The 22,506-nt window shown below is 72.5% G+C and carries 27 protein-coding genes; 16 read left to right on the top strand and 11 right to left on the bottom strand.

What is annotated here, in order from left to right; all coding sequences use genetic code 11:
• Positions 1–37: 37 nt before the first annotated feature.
• Entirely contained in the window at positions 38–1,015 is a 978-nt protein-coding gene (locus AB0B76_RS50285) for an LD-carboxypeptidase (protein WP_360390773.1), read from the bottom strand.
• Positions 1,016–1,204: 189 nt separating this feature from the next.
• On the opposite strand from AB0B76_RS50285, the gene AB0B76_RS50280 reads away from it, so the two are divergent.
• Entirely contained in the window at positions 1,205–1,582 is a 378-nt protein-coding gene (locus tag AB0B76_RS50280; RefSeq protein WP_360390655.1) for a response regulator, read from the top strand.
• Positions 1,583–1,862: 280 nt separating this feature from the next.
• Positions 1,863–2,654, top strand: a complete 792-nt coding sequence (locus AB0B76_RS50275; protein ID WP_360390653.1) for a hypothetical protein — start codon at positions 1,863–1,865, stop codon at positions 2,652–2,654.
• Positions 2,655–2,682: 28 nt separating this feature from the next.
• Here the strand turns inward: AB0B76_RS50275 and AB0B76_RS50270 are convergent, their stop codons facing one another.
• Positions 2,683–2,850, bottom strand: coding sequence for a hypothetical protein (locus AB0B76_RS50270; protein ID WP_360390650.1), 168 nt, complete (start codon positions 2,848–2,850; stop codon positions 2,683–2,685).
• 82 nt (positions 2,851–2,932) lie between these two features.
• Between AB0B76_RS50270 and AB0B76_RS50265 the strand changes: the two genes are divergently transcribed.
• Positions 2,933–3,892 (top strand): helix-turn-helix domain-containing protein, encoded by a 960-nt coding sequence (locus tag AB0B76_RS50265; RefSeq protein WP_360390647.1) that lies wholly within the window; start codon positions 2,933–2,935, stop codon positions 3,890–3,892.
• Positions 3,893–3,902: 10 nt separating this feature from the next.
• Here AB0B76_RS50265 and AB0B76_RS50260 read toward each other — a convergent pair whose 3' ends face one another.
• A complete protein-coding gene (locus AB0B76_RS50260) occupies positions 3,903–4,478 on the bottom strand; it encodes a TetR/AcrR family transcriptional regulator (RefSeq protein WP_360390645.1) in 576 nt (191 codons plus the stop codon).
• Between the two features lie 124 nt (positions 4,479–4,602).
• Between AB0B76_RS50260 and AB0B76_RS50255 the strand changes: the two genes are divergently transcribed.
• The 4 genes from AB0B76_RS50255 to AB0B76_RS50240 all read left to right on the top strand — a co-directional run bounded on the left by AB0B76_RS50255 (position 4,603) and on the right by AB0B76_RS50240 (position 6,691).
• A complete protein-coding gene (locus AB0B76_RS50255; RefSeq protein ID WP_360390642.1) occupies positions 4,603–5,394 on the top strand; it encodes an SDR family oxidoreductase in 792 nt (263 codons plus the stop codon).
• Positions 5,395–5,479: 85 nt separating this feature from the next.
• Positions 5,480–5,680: a hypothetical protein gene (locus AB0B76_RS50250; protein WP_360390639.1), complete on the top strand. Its 201-nt coding sequence runs from the start codon at positions 5,480–5,482 to the stop codon at positions 5,678–5,680.
• Entirely contained in the window at positions 5,677–6,156 is a 480-nt protein-coding gene (locus tag AB0B76_RS50245; RefSeq protein ID WP_360390637.1) for a GNAT family N-acetyltransferase, read from the top strand. The genes AB0B76_RS50250 and AB0B76_RS50245 overlap by 4 nt, the downstream gene beginning before the upstream one ends.
• Before the next feature lie 16 nt (positions 6,157–6,172).
• Positions 6,173–6,691, top strand: a complete 519-nt coding sequence (locus tag AB0B76_RS50240) for a CGNR zinc finger domain-containing protein (protein ID WP_360390635.1) — start codon at positions 6,173–6,175, stop codon at positions 6,689–6,691.
• 5 nt (positions 6,692–6,696) lie between these two features.
• Here the strand turns inward: AB0B76_RS50240 and AB0B76_RS50235 are convergent, their stop codons facing one another.
• Complete coding sequence (locus AB0B76_RS50235) at positions 6,697–7,341, bottom strand: SIMPL domain-containing protein (protein WP_360390632.1); 645 nt, start codon at positions 7,339–7,341, stop codon at positions 6,697–6,699.
• Positions 7,342–7,399: 58 nt separating this feature from the next.
• Complete coding sequence (locus AB0B76_RS50230; protein ID WP_360390629.1) at positions 7,400–8,326, bottom strand: zinc-binding alcohol dehydrogenase family protein; 927 nt, start codon at positions 8,324–8,326, stop codon at positions 7,400–7,402.
• 86 nt (positions 8,327–8,412) lie between these two features.
• Between AB0B76_RS50230 and AB0B76_RS50225 the strand changes: the two genes are divergently transcribed.
• Positions 8,413–8,844 carry a MarR family transcriptional regulator gene (locus tag AB0B76_RS50225; protein ID WP_360390626.1) on the top strand — a complete coding sequence of 144 codons (432 nt, stop codon included), beginning with the start codon at positions 8,413–8,415 and terminating at the stop codon, positions 8,842–8,844.
• 3 nt (positions 8,845–8,847) lie between these two features.
• On the opposite strand, the gene AB0B76_RS50220 is transcribed toward AB0B76_RS50225, so the two are convergent.
• Positions 8,848–9,216 carry a hypothetical protein gene (locus AB0B76_RS50220; RefSeq protein ID WP_360390624.1) on the bottom strand — a complete coding sequence of 123 codons (369 nt, stop codon included), beginning with the start codon at positions 9,214–9,216 and terminating at the stop codon, positions 8,848–8,850.
• Positions 9,217–9,365: 149 nt separating this feature from the next.
• On the opposite strand from AB0B76_RS50220, the gene AB0B76_RS50215 reads away from it, so the two are divergent.
• Positions 9,366–11,039, top strand: coding sequence for a ricin-type beta-trefoil lectin domain protein (locus tag AB0B76_RS50215; RefSeq protein WP_360390621.1), 1,674 nt, complete (start codon positions 9,366–9,368; stop codon positions 11,037–11,039).
• A 171-nt stretch (positions 11,040–11,210) separates the two neighbouring features.
• Entirely contained in the window at positions 11,211–11,606 is a 396-nt protein-coding gene (locus AB0B76_RS50210; protein WP_360390618.1) for a VOC family protein, read from the top strand.
• A gap of 39 nt (positions 11,607–11,645) precedes the next feature.
• On the opposite strand, the gene AB0B76_RS50205 is transcribed toward AB0B76_RS50210, so the two are convergent.
• Complete coding sequence (locus AB0B76_RS50205; protein ID WP_360390616.1) at positions 11,646–12,068, bottom strand: NUDIX domain-containing protein; 423 nt, start codon at positions 12,066–12,068, stop codon at positions 11,646–11,648.
• Positions 12,069–12,205: 137 nt separating this feature from the next.
• Between AB0B76_RS50205 and AB0B76_RS50200 the strand changes: the two genes are divergently transcribed.
• The 3 genes from AB0B76_RS50200 to AB0B76_RS50190 are packed head-to-tail and all read left to right on the top strand — an operon-like array spanning position 12,206 to position 16,178.
• Positions 12,206–12,514, top strand: coding sequence for a hypothetical protein (locus AB0B76_RS50200; RefSeq protein WP_360390614.1), 309 nt, complete (start codon positions 12,206–12,208; stop codon positions 12,512–12,514).
• The gene (locus tag AB0B76_RS50195) at positions 12,511–13,815 is read left to right on the top strand and encodes an alpha/beta hydrolase-fold protein (RefSeq protein ID WP_360390611.1); all 1,305 of its coding nucleotides are present in this window, start codon (positions 12,511–12,513) and stop codon (positions 13,813–13,815) included. Before AB0B76_RS50200 ends, AB0B76_RS50195 begins: the two co-directional genes overlap by 4 nt.
• Complete coding sequence (locus AB0B76_RS50190; RefSeq protein ID WP_360390609.1) at positions 13,812–16,178, top strand: DUF2156 domain-containing protein; 2,367 nt, start codon at positions 13,812–13,814, stop codon at positions 16,176–16,178. Before AB0B76_RS50195 ends, AB0B76_RS50190 begins: the two co-directional genes overlap by 4 nt.
• A 22-nt stretch (positions 16,179–16,200) precedes the next feature.
• Here AB0B76_RS50190 and AB0B76_RS50185 read toward each other — a convergent pair whose 3' ends face one another.
• Entirely contained in the window at positions 16,201–16,518 is a 318-nt protein-coding gene (locus AB0B76_RS50185) for a hypothetical protein (RefSeq protein WP_360390606.1), read from the bottom strand.
• Positions 16,519–16,658: 140 nt separating this feature from the next.
• Here AB0B76_RS50185 and AB0B76_RS50180 point away from each other — a divergent pair, with 140 nt between their 5' ends.
• Together AB0B76_RS50180 and AB0B76_RS50175 are read left to right on the top strand one after the other, a co-directional pair.
• Entirely contained in the window at positions 16,659–17,015 is a 357-nt protein-coding gene (locus tag AB0B76_RS50180; RefSeq protein WP_360390603.1) for a hypothetical protein, read from the top strand.
• Positions 17,016–17,050: 35 nt separating this feature from the next.
• Positions 17,051–18,037, top strand: coding sequence for a zinc-binding dehydrogenase (locus AB0B76_RS50175; protein ID WP_360390601.1), 987 nt, complete (start codon positions 17,051–17,053; stop codon positions 18,035–18,037).
• A 48-nt stretch (positions 18,038–18,085) separates the two neighbouring features.
• Here AB0B76_RS50175 and AB0B76_RS50170 read toward each other — a convergent pair whose 3' ends face one another.
• The 3 genes from AB0B76_RS50170 to AB0B76_RS50160 form a co-directional block, all read right to left on the bottom strand.
• Positions 18,086–18,859, bottom strand: coding sequence for a methyltransferase domain-containing protein (locus tag AB0B76_RS50170; protein WP_360390598.1), 774 nt, complete (start codon positions 18,857–18,859; stop codon positions 18,086–18,088).
• Between the two features lie 116 nt (positions 18,860–18,975).
• The gene (locus AB0B76_RS50165; protein WP_360390595.1) at positions 18,976–19,644 is read right to left on the bottom strand and encodes a response regulator transcription factor; all 669 of its coding nucleotides are present in this window, start codon (positions 19,642–19,644) and stop codon (positions 18,976–18,978) included.
• Positions 19,645–19,649: 5 nt separating this feature from the next.
• Positions 19,650–22,034 carry an RICIN domain-containing protein gene (locus tag AB0B76_RS50160; RefSeq protein WP_360390770.1) on the bottom strand — a complete coding sequence of 795 codons (2,385 nt, stop codon included), beginning with the start codon at positions 22,032–22,034 and terminating at the stop codon, positions 19,650–19,652.
• 214 nt (positions 22,035–22,248) lie between these two features.
• Between AB0B76_RS50160 and AB0B76_RS50155 the strand changes: the two genes are divergently transcribed.
• A partial coding sequence (locus tag AB0B76_RS50155) for a hypothetical protein (protein WP_360390592.1) occupies positions 22,249–22,506 on the top strand: 258 nt, incomplete at its 3' end.

Below are 22,506 nucleotides of genomic sequence, written 5' to 3'. Positions count from 1 at the left end.
GGCTCAGACACCGAACAAGGCGTAGCGGCCGGCGGGGTCAGCGCACGGCCGGCTCGACGGTGAGCGTGCCGGCCGCCGTGTCGATCGTCGCCTTGGCCCCGATCGGCACGGTCAGCTGGCCGTTGCCGTGGCCGATGCGCAGCCCGCCGAGCACCGGCACGCCCAGGTCGGTGAGCCGGTCGGTGACCGCCTGGGCGGCGGTCCACCCGCTCGAGCCGTCACCGGCCGCGTTGAACTGCCCGATCGCGACACCGGCGATCCGGTGCAGCGCGCCGATCCGGCGCAGCTGGGTCAGCATGCGGTCGTAGCTGTACGGCGCCTCGCCGGTGTCCTCGAAGAGGAAGATCGCGCCGTCCAGGTTCGGGAACTCGCCGCACCCCACGCTCGTCTCGATCATGGTCAGGTTGCCGCCGAGCAGCGGGCCGGACGCGACGCCCGAGCCCTTGCCGGGGAGGTTCACGGCCGAGCTCGGCTCCGCCGGGTCGCGTGCGATGACGATCGGATCGGTGGTCATGAGGGCCTTGCGCATCGACTCGACCGAGTCCGGCCCGGTGCGCGTGTCCGTCCAGGTGGCGAGCGGGCCGTACAGGCTCACCAGCCGGGCCGACCGCCAGAGCTTGGCGTGCAGGACGGTCAGGTCGCTGAAGCCGATGAACACCTTCGGGTCCCGGCGCACGGCGGCCACGTCGAGGCCGTCGATGATGCGCTGGGTACCGTAGCCGCCGCGGGCGCCGAACACGCACCGCACGCCGGGATCGCGGAACGCGGCGTTGAGGTCGGCCAGCCGGGCGGCGTCCGTGCCGGCCAGATAGCCGTACTGGTCGTACACGTGCTCGCCGTACTCCACGACCAGCCCGAAGCTCTCCAGGATCTGCTGGCCCCGGACCAGCCGCCCGTCGCCCGGATAGGCCGGCGCGACGACACGCACCCGGTCGCCGGGCTTCAGCGCGGGCGGGTGGAGCGCCGGCCCGCGAGCCTCGGTGACCGGCTCGGCATCGGCCGGGTCACCACCCACCGCGGCGCCGAGTGCGACCCCTCCGGCGACGACCGCGCCGGAGCGCAGCAACCCGCGACGCGACACCGACCGGCCCGCCTGCTGATCCACAGCGCCTCCTCAATCCATCGACGGATGAGCATACGCGGCAATGGTGGCAATTCCAGATGATCCACCGTTCGGACGATGCACGTATCGTATGATCAGTTGATGGCCAGCATTGTGGTCGCTAAGGACGATTCGAACATCCGGCACTTCGCCGTCGCCGGACTGCGCCGCGCCGGGCACGCCGTCACCGCCCGCGCCGACGGCGGTGAGCTGCTGACGGCCGTGCGCGCCGCCCCGGCCGACCTGATCGTCACCGACCATCAGATGCCGGTGATACAGGGCCTGCAGGCCATCGCGCTCCTGCGGCAGGACCCGGCGACCGCCGGCATCCCGGCCATCGTCGCCAGCGGCTCCGTACCACCCGAACAGGCCCGGCAGTACCTCGGCGACGCCGACCAGCTACTGCCGAAGCCCTACACCGTCGCCCAGGTGCGCGCCGCGGTCGAGGTCGCCCTGCGCCGCGCCGCCATCGCGCCCTGACGCCGCCGCGCCGTCAGTCCGGGGCCGGCAGCCGCGACGCGCGGACCGCGACCCGCACGGGCCCGATCCGCGTGCCGTCGCGCCGCACCCGCACCCCGCTGACCGCACCCACGACTCACCGTCCAGCTCCACGGCGCGGGCCCGGTCGATGCGCTCACCAGCAGGCACAGTTCGCCCGAGCCGTACCGGTAGTCCGCCTCGGCCACGAGCAGGACCACGGCGCTCGGGTGTAGGTGTATCGCTGCCGCGGTGATTGACGTTCGTAAATTCAGCCGCCATCATGGTCCGGACGGGGAATCCCGCACAGGTCGCCGTGGTCGAACGGCGGCTGCCGGACGGGCTTCAGCGCGCGCTGTTCCACGCCGGGCTCGCAGCCCGGGCCGGCGCCGCCCACGCCCGCAAGGCGCAGCTCCTCGCGACGGAGCTGATGGATCCTCGCGACCGGGGTCTCGTCTACGCGCAACTCGTGCACGCCTGGGGCGAGCTCGGCGACGGCCCGATGGTCGAACACATGGTCGACGCCGCCGTCGACCTGGCCCGATCGGCGCCCGCCCGCAGCGACACCTGGTTCTCGTTTGCGCTGGCGTACGGCATCGAGGCGCTCTGCCGGACCGGGCAGCCCGACCGCGCGGAGCGGCTGGTCGCGGACGCGCCCCCGTCGCCGTCCGGTCGCATGCAGGTCTTTCTCGCCGCGGCACTGGCCCGGGCCGGTTACGCCGACGCCGCGGAACGTGTCGCTGACGCATGTGGCGACGGGCACGATCCGGCGTGGGCGTGGAACCGGCTCGAGCCGGCCCACACCGACGTCCGGGACCTGGCGCTCGCCGAGGTATCTACCGCCTTGGCCAGGGACCCGGACCGCGGCCTGCGGATCGCCCGGCGCATCAACGCCCCGGCACAGCGCGCCGACGCTCTCGCCGCGATCGCGCTCGATCTGTTCAAGCGCCGGCGGCCGGTGCGAGCCCGGCGGGTGCTGACCGAGGCCTGGTCACTCGGCGAATGGGAGGCGCCGCTGCAGGTGCTGGCGCAGATCGCCCCGGAGACGGCCCGCGCGGTACTCATGCGGCCCTGACATCACCCGCGCGCGCCGGCATTCTCGTTCAGTGCCGTCGCCGTTCGTGGGTGCGGCCCGTGTGGAGGCGTTCGACGTGGCCGCAGTAGCACTCGAGGTCGACCAGCACGCCGGCGTCGGTGTTGCGCAGGCTGCGGATGCGCCGCTCGGAGAGCAGGACGCGGGAACGGTGGGCCGGGCAGTCGATGACGAACATGTCCTGAGCGTGCGCCGCCGCTGTGCCGGCCAACAGTGGCAGACCTGCATAGGATCGCCGATTTTCTGCCATCATGGGTGGCGTGGGTACCCCATTCACCAGCGTCGCCGCCTATGTGGCCGAGGGCACCGGCGCGCTGGGCGTCGGCATCGCCAGCGAGATCTTCGGCTTCGACCGCCGGCCTCGCGGCGGCCCGGGGTTCGACTTCGCCGTCTGCGCCGACCGGCCGGGGCCGGTGACCACGGACAGCGGGCTCAAGGTGGTGATCGAGCACGGCCTGGACCGGCTCGCCGCCGCCGACCTCGTGCTGGTGACCTCCTGGGACGCGTTCGGCCTCGAGCCGTCGCCGGAGGCGCTGGCGGCGATCCGGACCGCGTACGAGCGGGGCGCGACCGTCGCCGGCTACTGCACCGGCACCTACGTGCTGGCCGCGGCCGGGCTGCTGGACGGGCGGCGGGCCACCACGCACTGGCGGTGGGCCGCGGCCATGGCGGAGCGTTTTCCCGCCGTCGCGGTGCTGCCGGAGGTGCTGTACGTCGACGAGGGCCGGGTCGTCACCGGGGCGGGCGGCGCGGCGGGCGTCGACATGTGCCTGTACCTGCTGCGCCGCGAGTACGGCGCCTCCGTGGCCAACGAGATCGCCCGCGACATGGTCGTGCCGCCCCACCGCGACGGCGGCCAGGCCCAGTACGTGGCCGCGCCGGTACCGGTCGACTGCGACGACGAAAGGCTGGCCGGGGTGCTCGCCTGGGCCCGCGACCACCTGGACGGCCCGCTGACGGTGGAGACGCTGGCCACCCGGGCGCTGATGAGCCAGCGCTCGTTCGCCCGCCGCTTCACGGCCGCCACGGGCTCGACGCCGCACGCCTGGGTGCTCAGCCAGCGGCTGAACCGCGCGGAGGAGCTGCTGGAGACGGCCGGCCTGTCGATCGAGGAGGTCGCCCGGCGCGTCGGCTTCGGCACCGCCGCGACCCTGCGCGAGCAGTTCGTCCGCCGCCGCGGCGTGCCGCCCCGCGACTACCGCAAGGCCTTCTCGAGCTGACGGAGCGGCGTCAGGAGACCGCCGCCCGCACCACGTCCTCGGCGAAGGCCACCGCCGCGGCCGCGCTGCCCCGGTTGCCCAGCGCCGCGCCGTTGGTGTTGGCGCCGTCGATGATGAGGGCGAGCCGATCGGCCAGCGCCTTCGGATCGGCCGCGCCGGCCCGCTCGGCCAGGTCCAGGAGCAGCTCCTGGACGACGGTGAAGTGCCGCACCGCCACCGGGTGGACGGGGTGGGCGGCGTCGGGGAACTCGGCGTGCGTGTTGTGCACCGGACAGCCCCGGTACCCGGGCGCGGTCGCGTGCTCCACCGTGGTGCGCACGATCGCGACGAGCTGAGCCGCCGGGTCGTCCGGGAACGGCGCCGTCGCGGCCTCGATCATCGCCGTCCAGGCGTCGCGGCAGCGCCCGAGGTAGGCCACCACGAGTTCGTCCTTGGTCGCGAACTCGCGGTACAGCAGGTTCTTGCCGCAGCCGAGCTCGTCGATGACCTGCTGCAGGCCGACGGCGTGCACGCCGTACGTGTCGAAGAGCCGCGTCGCGGCATCGAGAATCCGCTGCCGTGCGGTCGGGTCCGGTCTGCGTGCCATGGCTGCCTCCGCCGACCATCATAACGGACTGATTGGTCCGCCATCCTTGACAGCCCGGCTGCGGCGTTGCCAGAATCGGACCGATCGGTCCCGGACCGTTCGGTCCCGCTTGAAGGGGTACACCATGGATCTGCAGCTTTCCGGCAAGACCGCCGTCGTCACCGGCGGCAGCAAGGGCATCGGCCTCGAGGTCGTCCGCACCCTCCTGAGCGAGGGCATGCGCGTCGTGACCGGGTCCCGCACCATCACGGACGGCCTGCGCGCCACCGCCGCCGTCCCGGTCGCCGTCGATCTGTCCACACCGGACGGTCCGGCCACGCTCATCGGCCGCGCCCTGGCCGAACTGGGCGGGATCGACGTGCTGGTCAACAACGTGGGCATCGGCGACGCCGCCGACGTGGCCCGGGGCGCCCTGCTCAACCTCGTCGACCTGCCCGACAGCGCCTGGCAGCACACGTTCGACCTGCACTTCTACACCGCGCTGCGAGCCACGCGCGCGGCACTGCCGAGCCTCATCGAGCGCCGCGGTACCGTCATCAACGTCTCCTCGGCCGGCGCCCGCCTGGTCACCGCCGGGCCGGTCGACTACAACGTCGCCAAGGCCGCGCTCAACGCGCTGACCAAGGTGATCGCCGAGCAGTTCGGCCCGCAGGGCGTCCGGGCGATCACCGTCGCTCCCGGCCCGGTGTCCACCGGCGTCTGGACCGACCCGGACGGCTTCATCGCGCACGTCGCCGCGCAGCAGGGCCTCCCCCACGACGCCTTCGCCAAGCAGCTCATGGCCACGCTCGGCGCTTCGACCGGCCGGCTGAGCACACCGGCGGAGGTCGCCCGGCTGATCGCGTTCGCCGCCTCGCCGAACAACATCACCGGCGCCGAGTACCTCATCGACGGCGGCGTGGTGAAGAGCGCCTGACGTTTGTCGGTTGACGCCTCGCCTGACCGGTGTAACCGTGACGATGGTTACGTCGCCGGATGGTGGCGGGGAATGGAGGCGCCGGGTGGCACCGCACAGTTCCGGCGAGGCGGCGATCCTGCTCTCGTCGGCCGTGTACGGCATCGGCACCACCGTGTCGGTGGTCGCGCTGGACGCGGTGCGCCCGGCCGGCCTCCTGGCCGTCGAACTCATCGGCGCCGCCGCGGTGCTCCTCGCCGCCCCGGCCGATCCGGCGCCCGTTCGCGAAGAGAGGGCAGTCCTGTGACAATCGTTGCGGTTGCCGGCGCGGCGGCGGAGCGGCTGGTGCCGATCCTGCACGACGCCGAGGAGGACGACGAACGCATCCGGTCCGCGCTGCGCGACCCGTCCTGCCAGGCCTACGCGGCCCTGGACGGCGACGAGCCGGTCGGCGCGGCGGTGGTGCGCTGGGACGATCGGGAACCCAGCGAGCTCCTCTACATCGCGGTCGCCGCCGACCGCCGGGGCACGGGCCTGGGCCGCCGGATCATCGCCGCGATCCTCGAGGAGCTGCCCGGGCACGGCCGGGAGCTGCTCGTCGGCACGGCCAACTGCGCGCTGGACAACATCGCCTTCTATCAGCAGTGCGGCTTCCGGATGCACTCGGTCAAGCGCGACTTCTTCGACTACATCCAGCCGCCGCTGCGCGAGCACGGGATCCTCATGCGCGACATGATCGTGTTCGCCTACGACACCGGCGACGGGTCCGAGCAACCGGTGTAGCGCGTATAGTGGTTGCGTGGACGACGAGGAGCTGCTCATCGCGGTGGCCAACACCGCACACGGCGCCGACGACGAGCTCGCCGACGGCCGGTCGGTGCGGCAGTGGTGGCGGGGCCTGGGCGGCCGGAGCGCGCCGCGGCCGGCCGACGCCGAGGCGGTCGCGCTCCTGCGCACCCTGCGGGCCGTGATCCGCGCCCTGGCGCTGCGGAACAACGGCATCGACAGCGCCGTGGACGCCGCCGCCCTCGACGGCCTCACGCTCCGGCCGGACCTGGGCGGCGACGCCCCGGGACTGCGCGCCGATGCCGCCGGCGATCTCGCCCGCGACATCGGCGCCGCCACCGTCGCGGCGTTGCTGCGCGCCTCCGCCCGCCCGTCGTGGCCGCGGCTGAAGGCGTGCCGGGGCGAGGACTGCCGGTGGGTGTTCCTCGACGGCTCCCGCAACACCTCCCGCCGCTGGTGCGACATGGCGGCCTGCGGCAACCGGGCCAAGTCCACGGCGTTTCGCAGCCGGCACCGCGGTGCCGACGCCTGACCCGGTCAGTCGCGGGCGATCGCGTAGCCCACGATCGTCGCCGCCGACACGATGATGTGGCCCGGCGCGAGGTCCGCCTCGAGGGCGTCGACGCTGCTCGCGGAGTGGCTGCGGTACCGCTGCGTGTACGGCGAGTCCGAGTCGACGTCCTCGACGTGCAGGACGGCGCCGAGGCGCACGCCCGCCTCCTGCGCGTACAGCTCCGCCTTGCCCCGCGCCGCCGCGACCGCGCGCCGGCGGGCGTCGGCCCGCAGTTCGCGCTTCGTGGTGACATCGAAGTCGACGCCCTCGAGCTCGTTCGCCCCGGCCGCCACCACGTCGACCAGCAACGGCTCGACGTCGTCCAGATTGCGCGACTCAACGGCAAAGGCGGCTTGGCACTGGTACCCGACCGGCCGATGCGTCCCGTCGATGTACTCCGTCGCCGTCTTGAGGTCGAGCCGCGACGACTGCACGTCCCCGTCCGCGACCCCGTGCTCGCGCAACGCGGCCCGCACCGCCCGGACCGCGCCGCGGGTCTCGGCGAACGCACCGGCCGGACTCTGCTCGATCCGCACGATCTTGAACCGGACCCGCACCAGATCCGGCATGGCCTTCACGCTCGCCGCGCCGAACGCGGCGATCCCCCATGGACGCTCAACCATCTGCATGCGGCGATGCTAGACACGCGACCAGAAGCGGATGGACTCCTCCGGTCGCCCGGTTTCGCTACGGCACGAAGACGATGCGGTCGTCCGTCTCGGCCGTCCACGCCGGGCCGACCTCGGCGAGCGGCACCGCGCGGGCCCGCACGTCGAGGGCGCCCTCCGCCACCGCTACCGCCAGCCCCGGCAGCTCCGCGATGAAATCGCGGGCGGGGACCGAGCCGATCCCGCTGCCGACGATCTGCATCCGGGCCGAGCGCAGCGCGACCGACGGCACCGGCGCGGTCGCACCGCCCACCGACCCGATCTGGATCCAGGTCAGCGGGGCGGCGCGGTCCGAGCGGGCGGAGAGCATCGGAACCATGGCGCCGGCCACGGCCTCGCCCCACACGTAGTCGATGACGACGTCGACGTCCGCCGCCCGCTCGAGACGGTCCAGCGTGCACGTCTCGTCGGCGCCCAGGGCGCGCAGTGCCTCGAGGCGCGCCGCGTCCCGCCCGGCGGCGATGACGTGCGCGGCTCCGAACAGCTTCGCGACCTGTACCGCCATCCGCCCGGCGTTCCCGGTGGCGCCGATGACGAGGACGCGCTGGCCCGGGGCGAACTCGATACGGCGGCGCAGCGCGACCCAGGAGGACATACCCGGGTTCATCGCGGCGGCGATCCGGACCGGGTCGACGCCGTCCGGCAGCACCACGCTGCGGCGGACGTCGATCACGGTCCGGTCGGCGAACGTCCCGAGCTTCGTGTCGTCGAGGGCGACGTAGCGCAGCCGCCCGGACCCGTCGCGCACGACACCGTCGGCGCCCGGCACGAGCGGGAACGTGCCGCTGCTGCTGTAGTGCGCGCCGGTGGCCTTGGCCCGGGTCAGGTGGTGCAGGCCGGCCGCGAGCACCTCCACGACCATCTCGTTGTCGTTGGCCGCGACCGGCTCCGGATGGTCGCGGTACATCGGCGGGGTGTCGAACGCGGTGAGGACTGCGGCACGCACGGGAGGACCTCCTGAGGAGATAGTTGGTATTACCACCGACTTCTAGGATTGTTGGTAATGCCACCTATGTCAAGTAGCATGATGGGGTGGCCTCCGAGGACTCCGTGAACGCACTCGTCGACGCACTCGTCCGCAGCACCTTCCACGTGACGGGCGTGCTCACCCGCATCGGCGCCGAGAACGACCTGTCCCTCACGCAGCTGCGGGTGCTGGGCATCCTGCGCGACCGCCGCCCCGGCGTGACCGAACTGGCCGCGTACCTGGGCCTCGACAAGTCCACGCTGTCCGGCCTGATCGATCGCGCCGAACGCCGGGGACTGCTGGCCCGGGGCAAGAACCCGCTCGACGGCCGCGCCGTCGAAGTGTTCCTGACCCCCGCCGGCCGCGAGCTCACGCAGCGCCTGGACAACGAGATCCTCCAGGCGCTCGCGCCCACCCTGGGCCGGCTGCCGGCCGCGGAGCGCGCACAGCTCGTCGGGCTGCTCGAACCCCTCCTGGCCCCCGGCGGCACCGGCTGAGCGTCAGAAGAAGTTGTGGGCGGTTCCGGCGGGAAGCCTACTGAACCGGAACACGGCGAACGCGGCGACCGGCTCACCTCGCGCCGCGGAGGGCACGACCCGGGAGACGGCCGGCCGGCCCTCCCCGACCGCGGTGCGCAGGTGCGCGTAGCGGCCGGTCAGATCGGTGCCGAGCAGCTCCGGCCGGCGCGGGGCGATCTGCAGTATCCGGCCGTGCTGGTCGAGCAGCACCACGGCGGGGTAGCCGAACGCGCCCACCGACCGGGTGAAGTCCCGTTCGCTGACCGTGGCGCCGGTCAGGAACGCGCCGGCCTGGATCTGTTCCCGCTGCAGCACGGTACTGCGGCGGTCCCCCCAGAAGGCGACGCTCATGTGAGCGATCACTTTGCGAACCGCCCGCACGAATCGAAGCATTGACATCAACTAGTGTGAGCGTTAACACTAGGTTGCTCCCGGCCGTAGTGACCATGCGTCGGTCACCCCGCCAACGCGGCCGGCGTACGCAGCCGAAGGAGATCGCCATGGGGATCGTCGTGTTCAGGCCAGGGCGTGCGCGCGCCGTCGTGGCGGGTGCGCTCATCGCCCTCGCCGCGCTGGCCACCGCCGTCAGCGCCGGCCGGGCCAGCGCCGTCGCCGCACCCGCCGCGGCCGCGGCCGCGGTGGTCAACGCTCCCCCGATGGGCTGGGCGTCGTGGAACACGTTCGCCGCGAAGATCAACGCCAACGTCATCAAGGCGCAGGCCGACGCGATGGTCTCCTCGGGCCTCAAGGACGCCGGATACCAGTACATCAACATCGACGAGGGCTGGTGGCAGGGCACCCGCGACGGGGCCGGCAACATCGTCGTCGACACGAACGAGTGGCCCGGCGGCATGAAGGCGATCGCCGACTACATCCACAGCAAGGGCCTGAAGGCCGGCATCTACACCGACGCCGGGCGCGACGGCTGCGGCTACTACTTCCCCACCGGCCGGCCCGCGGCGCCCGGGTCCGGCAGCGAGGGCCACTACGACCAGGACTTCCTGCAGTTCTCCCAGTGGGGCTTCGACTTCGTGAAGGTGGACTGGTGCGGCGGCGACGCGGAAGGGCTCAACGCGCGCAACGCGTACCAGGCGATCAGCGACTCGATCGGGCGGGCCACCGCGCAGACCGGCCGGCCGATGGTGCTGTCGATCTGCAACTGGGGCAAGCAGAACCCCTGGGACTGGGCGCCGGGGATGTCCAGCATGTGGCGCACCAGCGCGGACATCATCTACTTCGGCGAGAGCCCGTCGATGGACCGGGTGCTGACGAACTTCGACGCCGCGCAGCACCCCACGGCGCAGTCCGCCGGCCACTACAACGACCCGGACATGCTCATCGCCGGGATGCCCGGCTTCACCGCCGCGCAGAACCGGACCCACGTCGGCATGTGGGCCATCTCGGGCGCCCCGCTGCTGGCCGGCAACAACCTCACCCAGATGAGCAGTGACACCCGCGCGATCCTGACCAATCGCGAGGTCATCGCGGTGGACCAGGACTCGCTGGGCCGCCAGGGCACGAGGGTGGCCGAGGATCAGACGGGCCGCCAGGTGTACAGCAAGACGCTGTCCGGCTCCGGACGCCGGGCGGTGCTGCTGCTCAACCGCACCGGCTCGGCCGGCAACATCACCGTTCGCTGGTCGGACCTCGGCCTGACGGGCTCGGCCACCGTACGCAACCTGTGGACCGCCACGGACGCCGGCAGCTTCAGCGGCAGCTACACCACCTCGGTCCCGGCGCACGAGGCGGTCCTGCTCACCGTGGCCGGCACCGACGGCAGCAGCCCGGCGGGCGTCTCGATCGTGGGTACCCAGTCCGGCCGCTGCATCGACATCAACAACTCGAGCACCACCAACGGCACGCAGGCGCAGCTGTGGGACTGCGGCGGCCAGGCCAATCAGAAGTGGACGTACACCTCGAGCAAGCAGCTCATGATCTACGGCAACAAGTGCCTGGACGCGTACAACAAAGGCACCACCAACGGCACGACCGTCGTGATCTGGGACTGCAACGGACAGACGAACCAGCAATGGAACGTCAACACCAACGGCACCATCACGGGCGTGCAGTCCGGCCTGTGCGTGGACGCCTCCGGCGCGGCGACCGCCAACGGCACGAAGATCATCCTGTGGACCTGCGGCAGCGGTACCAACCAGAGGTGGACGCTGCGGTAAGCGCGTCCGGGCACGTCAGCGACTGAGCAGCGTATCCGGCTTGACGACCAGTTCGTCGTCAAGCCGGATACGAGCGTGCGGCGACATGCAGGTTACATCAAATCGATTTGATGTAACGTCGGGGCGTGGGTCAACGCGCGCCCTCGCCGCCGAAGCAACTCAGGAGGGATCATGACCGGCATCACCGCCGACACCGTCCACGTGCGGTACCTCGTCGACGACGTCCAGGCCGCCATCGACTTCTACACCATGCACCTCGGATTCACGGTCAACACCGCATTCCTGCCGGCGTTCGCCGACGTGATGCGCGGCAACCTGCGCCTGCTGCTGTCAGGCCCGGCCAGCTCGGCCGGCCGGGTGATGCCGGACGGCGCCGTGCCGCACCCCGGCGGCTGGAACCGCATCCACCTGCTCGTCATCGACATCGACGCCGAGGTCGCCCGGCTGCGCGCGGCCGGGGTCAGGTTCCGCAGCGGCGTCGTCGACGGCCCCGGCGGCCGGCAGATCGTTCTCGACGACCCGGCCGGAAACCCGGTCGAGCTCTTCCAACCAGCTGGCAGCGCGTGACCGGCGAGCGTCGGCCACGGGCGTTCGCGGCCCGGGACCTCACCCTCGCAACAGGCCGGCGAGGCCGTGCGGGTACAGCGGCCGGTCCGCGCCGAAGCCGCCCAGCGGACGCCACATGACCTTCGTGCCGCGGTCGTCGAGGATCTCGCCGACCGCATCGCGTTCGTAGAGGGCAGCGTCGGCCAGGCGGCAGCCGAAGACGAACACGATCTCGTGCCCGGCGCCGCCGAAGGCCTGGAAGATGTTCTCCAGCACCCCGAGCAGGCGCACGTCGAGCAGCCCCACGCCGAGCTCCTCGCGCATCTCCCGGTGCACCGCCGCCTCGGCCGTCTCGCCGAACTCGATGCCGCCGCCCAGCGGCCGGTAGAAGGTCTGGTGCTTCGTCGCGTCGTGGTACTCGAACACGAGCAGATCGTCGCCGCGCCGCGGCACGGCGAGCGCGATCGGGCGGATGGCAGGCATGCGCCGACGCTACCCGAGCCGATCACGGTCGGTCACCGTGCTGGACGTGAGCGACGACCCGGTTTCATCGACGGAACCGAACGGCGCCGCTCGATCGTCTATCAAACGGGACCGCCAAACCGGGGACAGGAGTCGGCGTGCGCACACGGTACGTAGCGGGGTTACTGGGGATCGCCGTGGCGCTGGGCATGGCGATCGACCTGAGCGTGAGCGTCGGCGGCGGGACGGCGCCCGAGTTCGTGCGTACCGATCACACCACCGCGGCTTGTGCGGCCCCCACGCCCGCGCCGCGCTGCCGCCGGCCGGCGTGCTCGCCCGCCGATCCGGCGGCCCAGCGGCGGTTCCGGCGGCGCTGCCGCCCGGGCCGGCCGCCGCACCCGCGCGAGGCGTCCACGCCGGGCCGGGCGCCGGTCGCCGCCACGTCGACCAGTGCGGGCCGGCGGTGACGTCGCCGCTGGAGTGGTCGCTGCTGCACGGCTGGCTGCCGGTCACCATCTGTCTCGCCGCGGCGGCCGGGGCGACCCTGTTGCTGCAGGCGGTGACGCACGGGCGGGTCCGCCGCGGGCTCGCGGCGGCCGGGATCGCCGTCGCCCTCGCCGCCGGCGGAGGATGGCTCGTCGACCATGTGTGGCGGCCCTTTCCCGATCCCCTGCCGGTGACGGTGCTCGCCCGGGTCGCGTTCGGGCTGACCGGCATCGGGCTGGCGGTCGTCGCCTGGCCGCGGACCGGCCGGCGGCGGGTCGTGGCGGTGCTGGCCGCCGCCGCCACCGTGCTCGGCGCCGCCACGGCCGTCAACGCCTTCTACGGCCAGTTCAGCACCGTGCGCGCCGCCCTCGGCGTGCGACCGGAGAACATGATCGGGATCGACGACATGGCGCCGCACGGGGTCACGGCGACCGGGGCCGCCGCCGATCAGCCACTGGCCGAGGTGTGGCACCGGCCGCCGGACCTGGCCGCGAGCGGGCGGCTGCTGAACGCGGCGATCCCGGGCGAGCGGTCCGGCTTCGCCGCAAGGCCGGCCTGGGTGTACCTGCCGCCCGCCTACCTCGCCGCCGAGCGCGCCGTGCTGCCGGTGCTGATCCTGCTGTCCGGGCAGCCGGGCAGCCCACGGGACTGGATCGACGGCGGGCGGGTCGACCGGGTCATGGACGACTTCGCCCGCGCGCACGACGGCCTCGCGCCGCTGGTCGTGATGCCCGACGCCCTCGGCTCTCTCGTCGCCAACCCGCTGTGCCTGGACTCGCGCCTGGGCAACGTCGAGACGTACCTCAGCGAGGACGTCCCGGCGTGGGTCCGCGCCCATTTCGACGTCGACCCGTCGTACCGGCACTGGGCCGTCGGCGGCTACTCCTATGGCGGCACCTGTTCGCTGCAGCTGGGGGTGCGCCGGCCCGATCGGTACCCGACTTTGCTGGACATCTCCGGCCAGCGCGAGCCCACGCTGGGCGACCGGGCCGGGACCGTCGCGGCCGCGTTCGGCGGCGACGCGGCGGCGTTCGTGCGGGTCAACCCGCTGGACATCCTGGCCGGGCAACGCTTCGCGGGCAGCGAGGCGCTGCTCGTCGCCGGGCTGGACGACACGGAGTACGGGCCGCAGCAGCGGCTCGTCCGGGCCGCGTGCGAGCGGGCCGGGATGAGCGTGCGGTGGTGGGAGCTGCCCGGCGGGCACTCGTGGCAGGTGTGGGCCGCCGGCCTGGTCGCCGGGCTGCCGCGGCTGGCCGTCCGGATGGGCATCACCGCCGCATGATCCGCTCGCTGCTGCGCTCCGCGCCCTTCAGCACCGCGCTGCTGCTCGCGATCTGGCTGGCCGCAGCGGCCGCCGCGGGCGGGCTCGGGCACTGGACGCCGTTGTACAGCCAGGATCTGCGCGGGTACGCGGCCGCCACCCTCGCCGTCGTCGCGCTCGCGTTCCCGGTGGAGCGGCGGATCGGCACCTTGCGCGCCGCCGCCTGCTGGCTGGCGGTCGAGCTCACGGCGGTACCACTGGCGCTGTTGCTGTTGACCGCGGCTTCCGGGCCCGGTTGGTGGATTCCGGCGCCCGACGGGTCGCTGGTGGTCGGGCCGGTGCCCGCGACCGTCGGGCTGGCCCTCGCCGGGACCGCCGCGCTGACGCCGCTGTGGCGCCGGCGGCTGCGGCTGGTCGCCGGGGTCGCGCTGGCGATGCTGGCGCTGTACGCGGGCCGCCCCATCGACCTGGTGGTGTTCGTCGCGGGCCTCGCCGGGCTGCTCCTCGGCCGGCTGCTGCGGCCCGGCGGGGCACCGGCCGCCGGGCCACCGACCCGTCCGGAGATCCGGGTACAGCTGGCGCTCGTGGTCGCGGCCGGCGCGGTGGGGCCGGTCGCGGCGACGCTCATCGCGCGGCCTTCCGGGCCGCTGGCGGCGCTGCGCTACGTCGTGCTCGCCCTGCCGCCTGGGCTCGCCGACGTCGACGCCGCCTGCGGGGAGCCGGAGCTGGCCGAGCAGTGCCACGCCATGGTGGCCCAGCTGCGCGACACCGGGCTGGGGCCGGCGCTGCTGTCGGTGCTGCCGGTCGTGCTGCTGCTGCTCGCCGCCGAGGGCCTGCGGCGCGGGCGGCGCTTCGCGCTGCGCCTGGCCGTGGTCACCAACCTCGTCCTGGCCGGCCTGGCCGCGCTGGCGTTCGACGTGGTACCGCAGCAGCTCGACGCGTCGGCGTTCCAGCCGCCCGAGGACCTGTCGATCGCCGCCGCCGTCCTGCAGCCGCTGCTCGTCGCCGTCCTGCTCCTGGTCTTCCGCGGCCGGTTCCGGCTGGTGCCGCCGCGGCGGCGCCACCGGGCGCTGTGGCTGCTGGGCGTGGGCGGCCCGGTGGTCGCCGCGGTCGCGTACCTCGCCGGCGGGTACCTGCTGCGCCGGCAGTTCGACCCGGTGCCGTCGTTCGGGGGGCTGCTGGCCGACCTGCCGCGGCGGTTCCTGCCGGTCGGCTACCTCGACCTGTTCCCGCCCGCGTTCGTGCCGCGCGAGGCCCCGGCGCGGGTGCTGCACGGCTGGATCGGTACGGCGGCGTGGCTGGCGCTGCTCACCGGGATCGCCCGGTCCTACCTGGGCGACGAGCCGGCCGCGGCCGACGGCGACGCGGCCCGGGCCCGGCGGCTGCTTGTCGAGTTCGGCGGCGACCCGCTGTCCTACATGGTCACCTGGCGCGGCAACAGCTACTGGTTCAGCGAGGACGGTCGGGCCGTGCTGGCGTACCGCGTCATCTCGTCCGTCGCGCTCACCCTCGGCGGCCCGGTCGGCGATCCCGCCGCGCACGCCGCCGCCCTGACCGAGTACAGCCGGTACTGCCTCGAGCGCGGCTGGACGCCGTGCTTCTACGGCATCACCGACCGGTGCGCCGACGGGCTGCGCGACCACGGCTGGGGCCTGCTCGAGGTGGCCCAGGAGACCATCCTGCCCCTGGCCGGGCTGGAGTTCCGGGGCCGGCGGTGGCAGGACGTGCGCACGGCGCTCAACCGGGCCGGTCGCGAGGGCATCGAGGCGCGGTGGTACCGCTTCAGCCAGGCCCCGCCCGAGATCGCCGGACAGGTGCGCGACGTCTCCGACGCCTGGGTGGTGGCCAAGGGCATGCCGGAGATGGGGTTCACCCTCGGCGGCATCGACGAGCTGTGCGACGACGAGGTGCGGTGCCTGCTCGCCGTCGACGGTGCCGGCCGGGTGCACGCCGTCACCAGTTGGCTTCCGGTGTACCGCGACGGCGGCGTCGTGGGCTGGACGCTGGACCTGATGCGCCGCCGCCCGGACTGCTTCAACGGAGTCATGGAGCTGCTGATCGCCTCCGCCGCCCTGCGCTGCCAGGCGGAGGGCGCGGAGTTCCTGAGCCTGTCCGGGGCCCCGCTCGCCCGCCGCACCGCGCCGCCCCCGGACGGGCTGGCCCCGCTGCTGCACCGGCTCGGCGGCGCGCTCGAGCCGGTCTACGGCTTCCGGTCCCTGCTGGCGTTCAAGGCCAAGTTCCAGCCGGAGCACCGGCCGCTGCTGCTGGCGTACCCGGACTCGGCCGCCCTGCCGACCATCGGCAACGCCGTGACGCGCGCCTACCTGCCGCGGGTCACACCGGCCCAGGCCGTACGCCTGCTCCGCCAGCTGCTGCGCCGCTGACCGGCGGCGGATGCTCCGGACATCAGGTGCGGCCGGCTCGCCGGGGCAGCAGGACGGGCTTCTCGCCGGAGCGCTTCAGCACGCAGTCTCCGGTGCGGGCCCGTTGGTACGTGTCGTAGGGCACCCCGCGGCGCAGCGGCCGGCGCCGGCCGGTGTCGAGGAGCAGGTAGTAGAACGTCTGGCCGGCGTCGTAGTCGTCGGCCTGGTGGTAGGTGTCCTTGCCGACCACGACGGCGGTGTAGGCCTCGAGCCGTTCCCGGCGGATGGTCCAGTCCGAGATCCCGAAGAGCAGCGCCGTGAGTGCGGCCAGCACCACGACCCAGATGGCGGCGACGGCCACGGGTGGCATGTCAGTGTTCCGGTCGTTGCCAGGTGCGGTACTTGAAGCCGCCCGGTCCGCGGCCGTCGGCGGCCTTATCGCCGCAGGCCGCGGGGAACAACCTTGCGCCGATCCCTGGTGTACCTACTAGTGTGTACACCATGGATGAGCAAGAGCTGCCGCCGATCACGCGCACAGTGGTGCTTGACGAACCGCTGGCGACGCCGCAGCACACGCATCGGGTCGAGGTCCGCCGGATCGTCATCCCGCCGGACCGGGCGGCCGGGCTGCACGTGCACAACGGCCCCGTGTTCGGCAGCATCGAGACCGGCTCCGCCGTCTACCAGATCGAGGGAGAGCCGGCGGCGGTACTGCGCCCCGGCGACGTGTTCTACGAGCCGGAGGGGGCCCGGATCGCGCGCTTCGACGCCGAGCGCGAGGGCGTGACGTTCCTCGGCTACTTCCTGCTCGGCGACGGCCGGCAGGCGGCGATCGAGTTCCCTGACGCGAAGGCTTGACCTTCACACAGATGTGAAGCTTCTACGGTCGGATCATGAACATGCGCGCACTGGTACAGCGGTCCGACCGAGGGCCGGACGACCTGGCCCTCGCGGCCGACGTGCCCCGGCCCGGCGATCCCGGACCCGGCGGCTACCTGATCCGGGTGGGCGCCGCGGGGATCAACTTCGCGGACGTCATGCAGACACGGGGAGCGTACGGCGGCGGACCCACCCCGCCGTACGTCGCCGGGTTCGAGGCCGCCGGCGAGATCGTCGCCGCCGGAGCGGGCATCGACGACCCGCTGCCGACCGGCACGCACGTCGTCGGCGCCGGACCGGGAGCGTTCGCGCAGTACATGGTGATGCCGGCCGCGGGCGTGCTCCCGGTACCGCCGGGATGGAGCGACGCCGAAGCCCTCGGCATGGTGCTCAACTGGGCCACCGCGCTCGCGGCGCTCCGGCCGCTCGGCGAGGTCCGGGACGGTGACGTGGTGCTGGTCCACGCCGCCGCCGGTGGCGTGGGACAGGCCGCCGTCCGCCTCGCCCGGCACTACGGCGCCCGCGTCGTCGCCACCGCCTCACCGGGCAAGCACGACACGGTCCGGGCGCTCGGGGCCGACGTGGTGCTGGACAGCCGGCGCGGCGACCTCGCCGAGGAGATCCTCCGGCGGGCCGGCCGCGTCGACCTCGTGCTCGAGTCCGTCGGCCGGGCGACCTTCGGCGTCAGCCTGTCGGTGGCCAAGCCGTTCGCCGGCCGCGTCATCGTGTTCGGCGACGCGTCCGGCGAGGCCGCCGTCAGCACCCGCGAACTGGTCTTCACGTACCCGGTACAGATCAAAGGTCTGCACATCGGCGCGCTGGCCGCGAACTGCCCGGACACGTACCAGGCGCTGCTCACGGAGCTCGACTCGCTTGTCGCGCAAGGGGTCTATCCGCCCGGTACCGCCGTCGTGCACCCTCTCGCCGACGGCCCGTCCGTGCTCAAGGAGCTCGAGACGGGCCGCACGATCGGCAAGCACGCCCTCGACCCGCGGCGCTAGAGACCGTGAACTGTCAGGGTCCGGGGTCACGGCGGCGGAGCTTGCTCGTCAGTTCTTCCTCGCTGTCACCATCGCGAAGGTGAGGAACTCGCCGGCGTCGGCGGCGAGTAGGTCGATCACCGCCTGGCGATTGTGTTGTAGGCCAGTCCAGTCGCCTGTGTGCTCGGCCACCGCCTGTGTCCATAGCAGCCAGTCCCGCCAGCCATCTTCCTGCAGTCGTGCCGATGTGACGGTCACGAGTTCGGTGACCTCCCACTGAAAGCGCCACCACTCGGCGGTGTGCCAGGCGATCGGCTCCCAGCCGAACAGTTCCTTGATACGCTCCGGGATCGCCCCGAGTTCCCGGACCTCCTGGGTCATTCCCGGCGTCGCCACGCCGAGTTGGCCGCCGGGCCGTAGGAACCCCACGAGGTACGGCAGGTACCAGTCAGAGGTGCCGAAATACTCGAACGCGTCGATGCTTACGATGGCGTCGAAGCTGTTCTTCCCGAACGGCAGGTTGTGCGCCTCGGCCCGCACGGCGGTCACCTGGCCGGAAACGCCGGCGTCAGCGAACACGGTCGCTGCCTCATCCGGCGCGATCCACCAATCGGCCGCCACGACCTGGACGCCGTACTCACGGGCCAGGAACACGGACGTCGCTCCCTTGCCGGAGCCCAGGTCCAGGACCTGCATTCCCGGGCGCAGGTCAAGATCCCGGGCCAGGTCCTCCAGCAGCCACAGCGGGTTCGGCCCCATGTCCAGGTCGAGCAGCCAGGCCGGGTCGTACCGGGACGAGCGCGGATACCGATCCGGGCAGGCAAGCTCATCGAGGAAGGTCACGGGTACCGATCAAAGCTGGTCACACGCGGGCATGCAATCGCTTTGCCCACCCTGCCGACAAGGACCCGCAGGCGTCGATGCCCAGGCACGCCGTGCACCGAGCGGCGGCATGTGGCTCAGCCCGGGTCGACGCGGCTCATCCACCACACCACCGCCTCGCCGCGGCCGCTCACCCCGAGCTTCAGGTAGATCTGGCTGACGCTGTTGCGGACGGTCTTCTCGGCGAGGGCCAGCCGCCGCGCGATCGCCGGGTTGGCCTCGCCGGTCACGAGCAGCCTCATGATGTCCAGCTCGCGCGGGGTCAGGACCGGCCGGGCCGGCTCGACGCCGAAGCCCGCCTGCAGGTGGTCGACCACAGCGGCCAGGGGGCCCGGGGAGAGCCGGCTGTGCCCGGCCGCCGTCGCCCGCACCGCGTCGAGCAGGTCGGACCGGGTGTACTGCCCGTCGACGAGGATGCTGCGCACGCCCGAGCGCAGGACGGTCAGCACCTCGCCCGGGCCGATCGCGGGGGTGACGGCGAGCACCGGCGGCCGGGGCCGCGGCAGCACGGCCAGGGCGGCCAGGTCCGTCACGGTGTCCGGCGTCGTCAGGACGACCAGGTTCACGCCCGCACCGTCGCCACCGACCAGCTCGGCCGGCTGCCGCACCACCACGCTGTCCACGGCCGGGCGGATGAGCTCGCCAAGTGCGTGACCGCCGACCACCAGGGCCGTGACGACGCGCGGCGCGGGGAGGTCCGCCCGCCCCGCGGCCGGGCGAACCTCCGCCACCGGTTCGTGCCGCACCCGCGTCAGCTCCGTGTCCATTTCTGGTTGGCCGCCCCGAGGCAGTCCCAGATCTGTACCTTCGTGCCGTTGGCGGTGCCGTTGGCGCTGACGTCGAGGCACTTGTTCGCGCCGACCGCCGTCACGGTGCCGTCGCTGCCCAGCCGGTACTGCTGGTTCGTCTGGCCGTTGCAGTCCCAGATCTCGACCGCGGTGCCGTTGGCCGTGCCGCGACCGGTCACGTCCAGGCACTTCGCGCCGCCGTAGACCCGCAGCTCACCCGCCGCGGTCAGGGTGAACTGCTGGTTCGTTCCCCCGTGGCAGTCCCAGATCTGTGCGAGCGACCCGTTGCTCTGCGACGCGCCGGCGATGTCGAGGCACCGGTTGGAGGCCTGGCCACGCAGGGCGAAGGCGTCACTCGGCGGCGCGGTCCCGACGCCGGCCGCGGCCATGACCGCCCGGGCACCGCTCGGCCAGTTACCGCCGGTCACCACGACCGTGCCGGAGTTGGTGTTGCCCCGGGAGCCGGTGGTGACGTTCGTGGTACTGCTGGTGGTCCAGTTGCCGGTCAGCGTCAGGTTGCCGGTGTTGTTGTTCGCCCACGCCTGGGTGTACGCCCAGGTGCCGATGTTGTCGAGGACGTTGTTCGAGGCGGAGACGTACCGCGAGCCCTCGTCGAAGTACATGCCGAGCCAGCCGTTGGTGTTGCGGAAGTAGTTCTGGTCCACCGTGGTGCCGGGGCTGGCCGAGAGGTTGTAGAACGCACCGCCGTCGGTCATCTGCTGCACGACGTCGTGGACGTAGTTCGCCGTGACCCGGTTGTTGGCCGCGACGGTCGCCGTCGTGTACTTCGGCTGGTAGTTGTACAGGCCGCGGTCGACATAGTCCTGGCTGCCGCCCGGGTCGTTGGCGCCCCAGCCGTAGCCGATGGCGATGCCGGTGTACGGCAGGTTGTACACCTCGTTGTGCGCGATGGACGAGCCGGCCGTGTAGGTCATCAGCAGCCCGGCGTGGCTGCGGTAGTCGAGCGCGACGTCGTGGATGACGTTGTTGCTCAGGGTGATACCGCTGTTCGTCATCCGCGCGTCACTCGGATGGTGCGCGTCGGCCTGGACGCCGCCGACGACGATCCCGCCCGCCGCGAGGGCGTCGAACGTGTTGCCGCTGACGGTGATGTTGCTCGCGCCGAGGCCGACCCCGGTGCCGTTGGCGTTGGCGTCGTTGCCGATGCCCAGCCCGACCTGGCCGAGATTGGTGTACCGGTTGCCGGCGAAGGTGATGGCGGTGGCCGCCGAGACCTGCACCGCGGCCGGCATCTGCCGCCAGCCGGGCCGGGTCGCCTCGAACAGCTGGCAGCCGGACTGGCACGACGTCAGCGCGTCGGCCGGCCGGTTCCAGGCGCCGTAGATGTAGGCGCCGGTCTGCTGGTCGGCGTAGCCCTGGTTACTGCTGGGCTGCAGCCAGCTGGTGTTGGCGAACTGCAGGCCGGTGAAGGTCAGGTTGTGTGCGGGCGCCGCGTAGGTGCCGCCGATGCGCAGCAGCGACTCCAGGCGCGGCAGCTCGACGTCGGCGGTGGCCATGTCCTGACCGGCGAGGGGCTTGTAGTAGAGGGTGCCGGCGGCGGTGTCGAGGTACCACTCCCCCGCGCTGTCCAGGAACTCGCGGGCGTTGGCGAGGTACAGCGGACCGGCCCGGAAGGGCTTGCTGAGCGTGTCGTAGCCCCACGTGTTGTTGTTCCACGCGGGCTGCTGCATCGTGAGCGTGTTGTTGGCGATCGTCTGTACCGGCACGTAGCGGTCGGTGAAGGAGTCGACGGACTCGACCTCGACGCGGCTCTTGTTGGCGAGGTTGTTGAGGTACGACAGCGCGCCGTTGGTGAAGCTGAGCCCCGTTGCCGAGGCGGTGAAGTCGCCGCGGTTGACCTGGGTGCGCGCGCGTGTGGCGAGGCGGCCGTCGACGTACAGCTGCCGGGTGTCGAACCCGGTGCCGACGGCGGCCCGCCAGATGTTCTGCCCGGAGTCCGCCACCGTCCAGCCGGTCACCTTCTGCCCGCCGGAGACGATCGGTTTGGCGCCCGCCGCGGCCTGCCAGAACACCGTGTGGCCGTTGGTGCCGGAGTCCGCGGCCGTGAAGGTCAGCGGCGCGCCGAGGGTGTAGGTGCCGCCGCCGATCTGCACGACGATGTCGCCGGTCATCGACGGCGCGCTCGCCCGGACAGCGGCCTGCGCCTGGGCGAGCGAGCACGGCTGCGCGGACGAGCACGAGGTGCCCGAGCCGCTCGGCGACACGACGAGCGTGGTCATGACGGCGGCCGCGGCCGGGGGCGCGAGTGCGGCGAGGGTCGCGGCCACCACGAGACCGGCGGCCGCCGCGCTCACGGCGGCGGCGAGTCGATGGTGGTTTCGCAACATGGGCACGGCGGTGCTCCTTCGCAGGGGCGGGGTCCAGTGGCGGTTGGCCCGTGCCGCGGTTCGTGGCGGCCGACAGCGTTGGGCGCCAGCGCCTGCGCGGCCCGCGACGCCCGGGAGACCTCACGCTAGGGCGTCATACGTCATACGTCAATATCTCAAGCCGCCTTTCACGTATTGGTTTCCAGCATTCCATCGACGCAAAAGTGTTATGCCCGTGGAGGTCCTGGAGTCGCGTTTTACAAATGCGCATCAATCATTCCCGTTACGAATCCGTTATGCGCAATTCGACCGCGATCCCGGTAAGTTCGCGGCCGTAACAAACCCCACTCCCGACCATTACCGAAAGGAGGCGCCGAAGTTGTCGAAGACATTCCGGCTCCTGGCCGCCACCGCCCTGGCCGTCACGCTGGCCGCGACGTCGGCTTGTAGTGACACCCGTAAGGACGACACCGCCGGCGGTGGTGACAGTGGT

Source organism: Dactylosporangium sp. NPDC049140 (genome assembly GCF_040648435.1).
The sequence above is the reverse complement of the archived record's forward strand: the minus strand, read 5'-3'. Positions and strand labels throughout refer to the sequence as shown.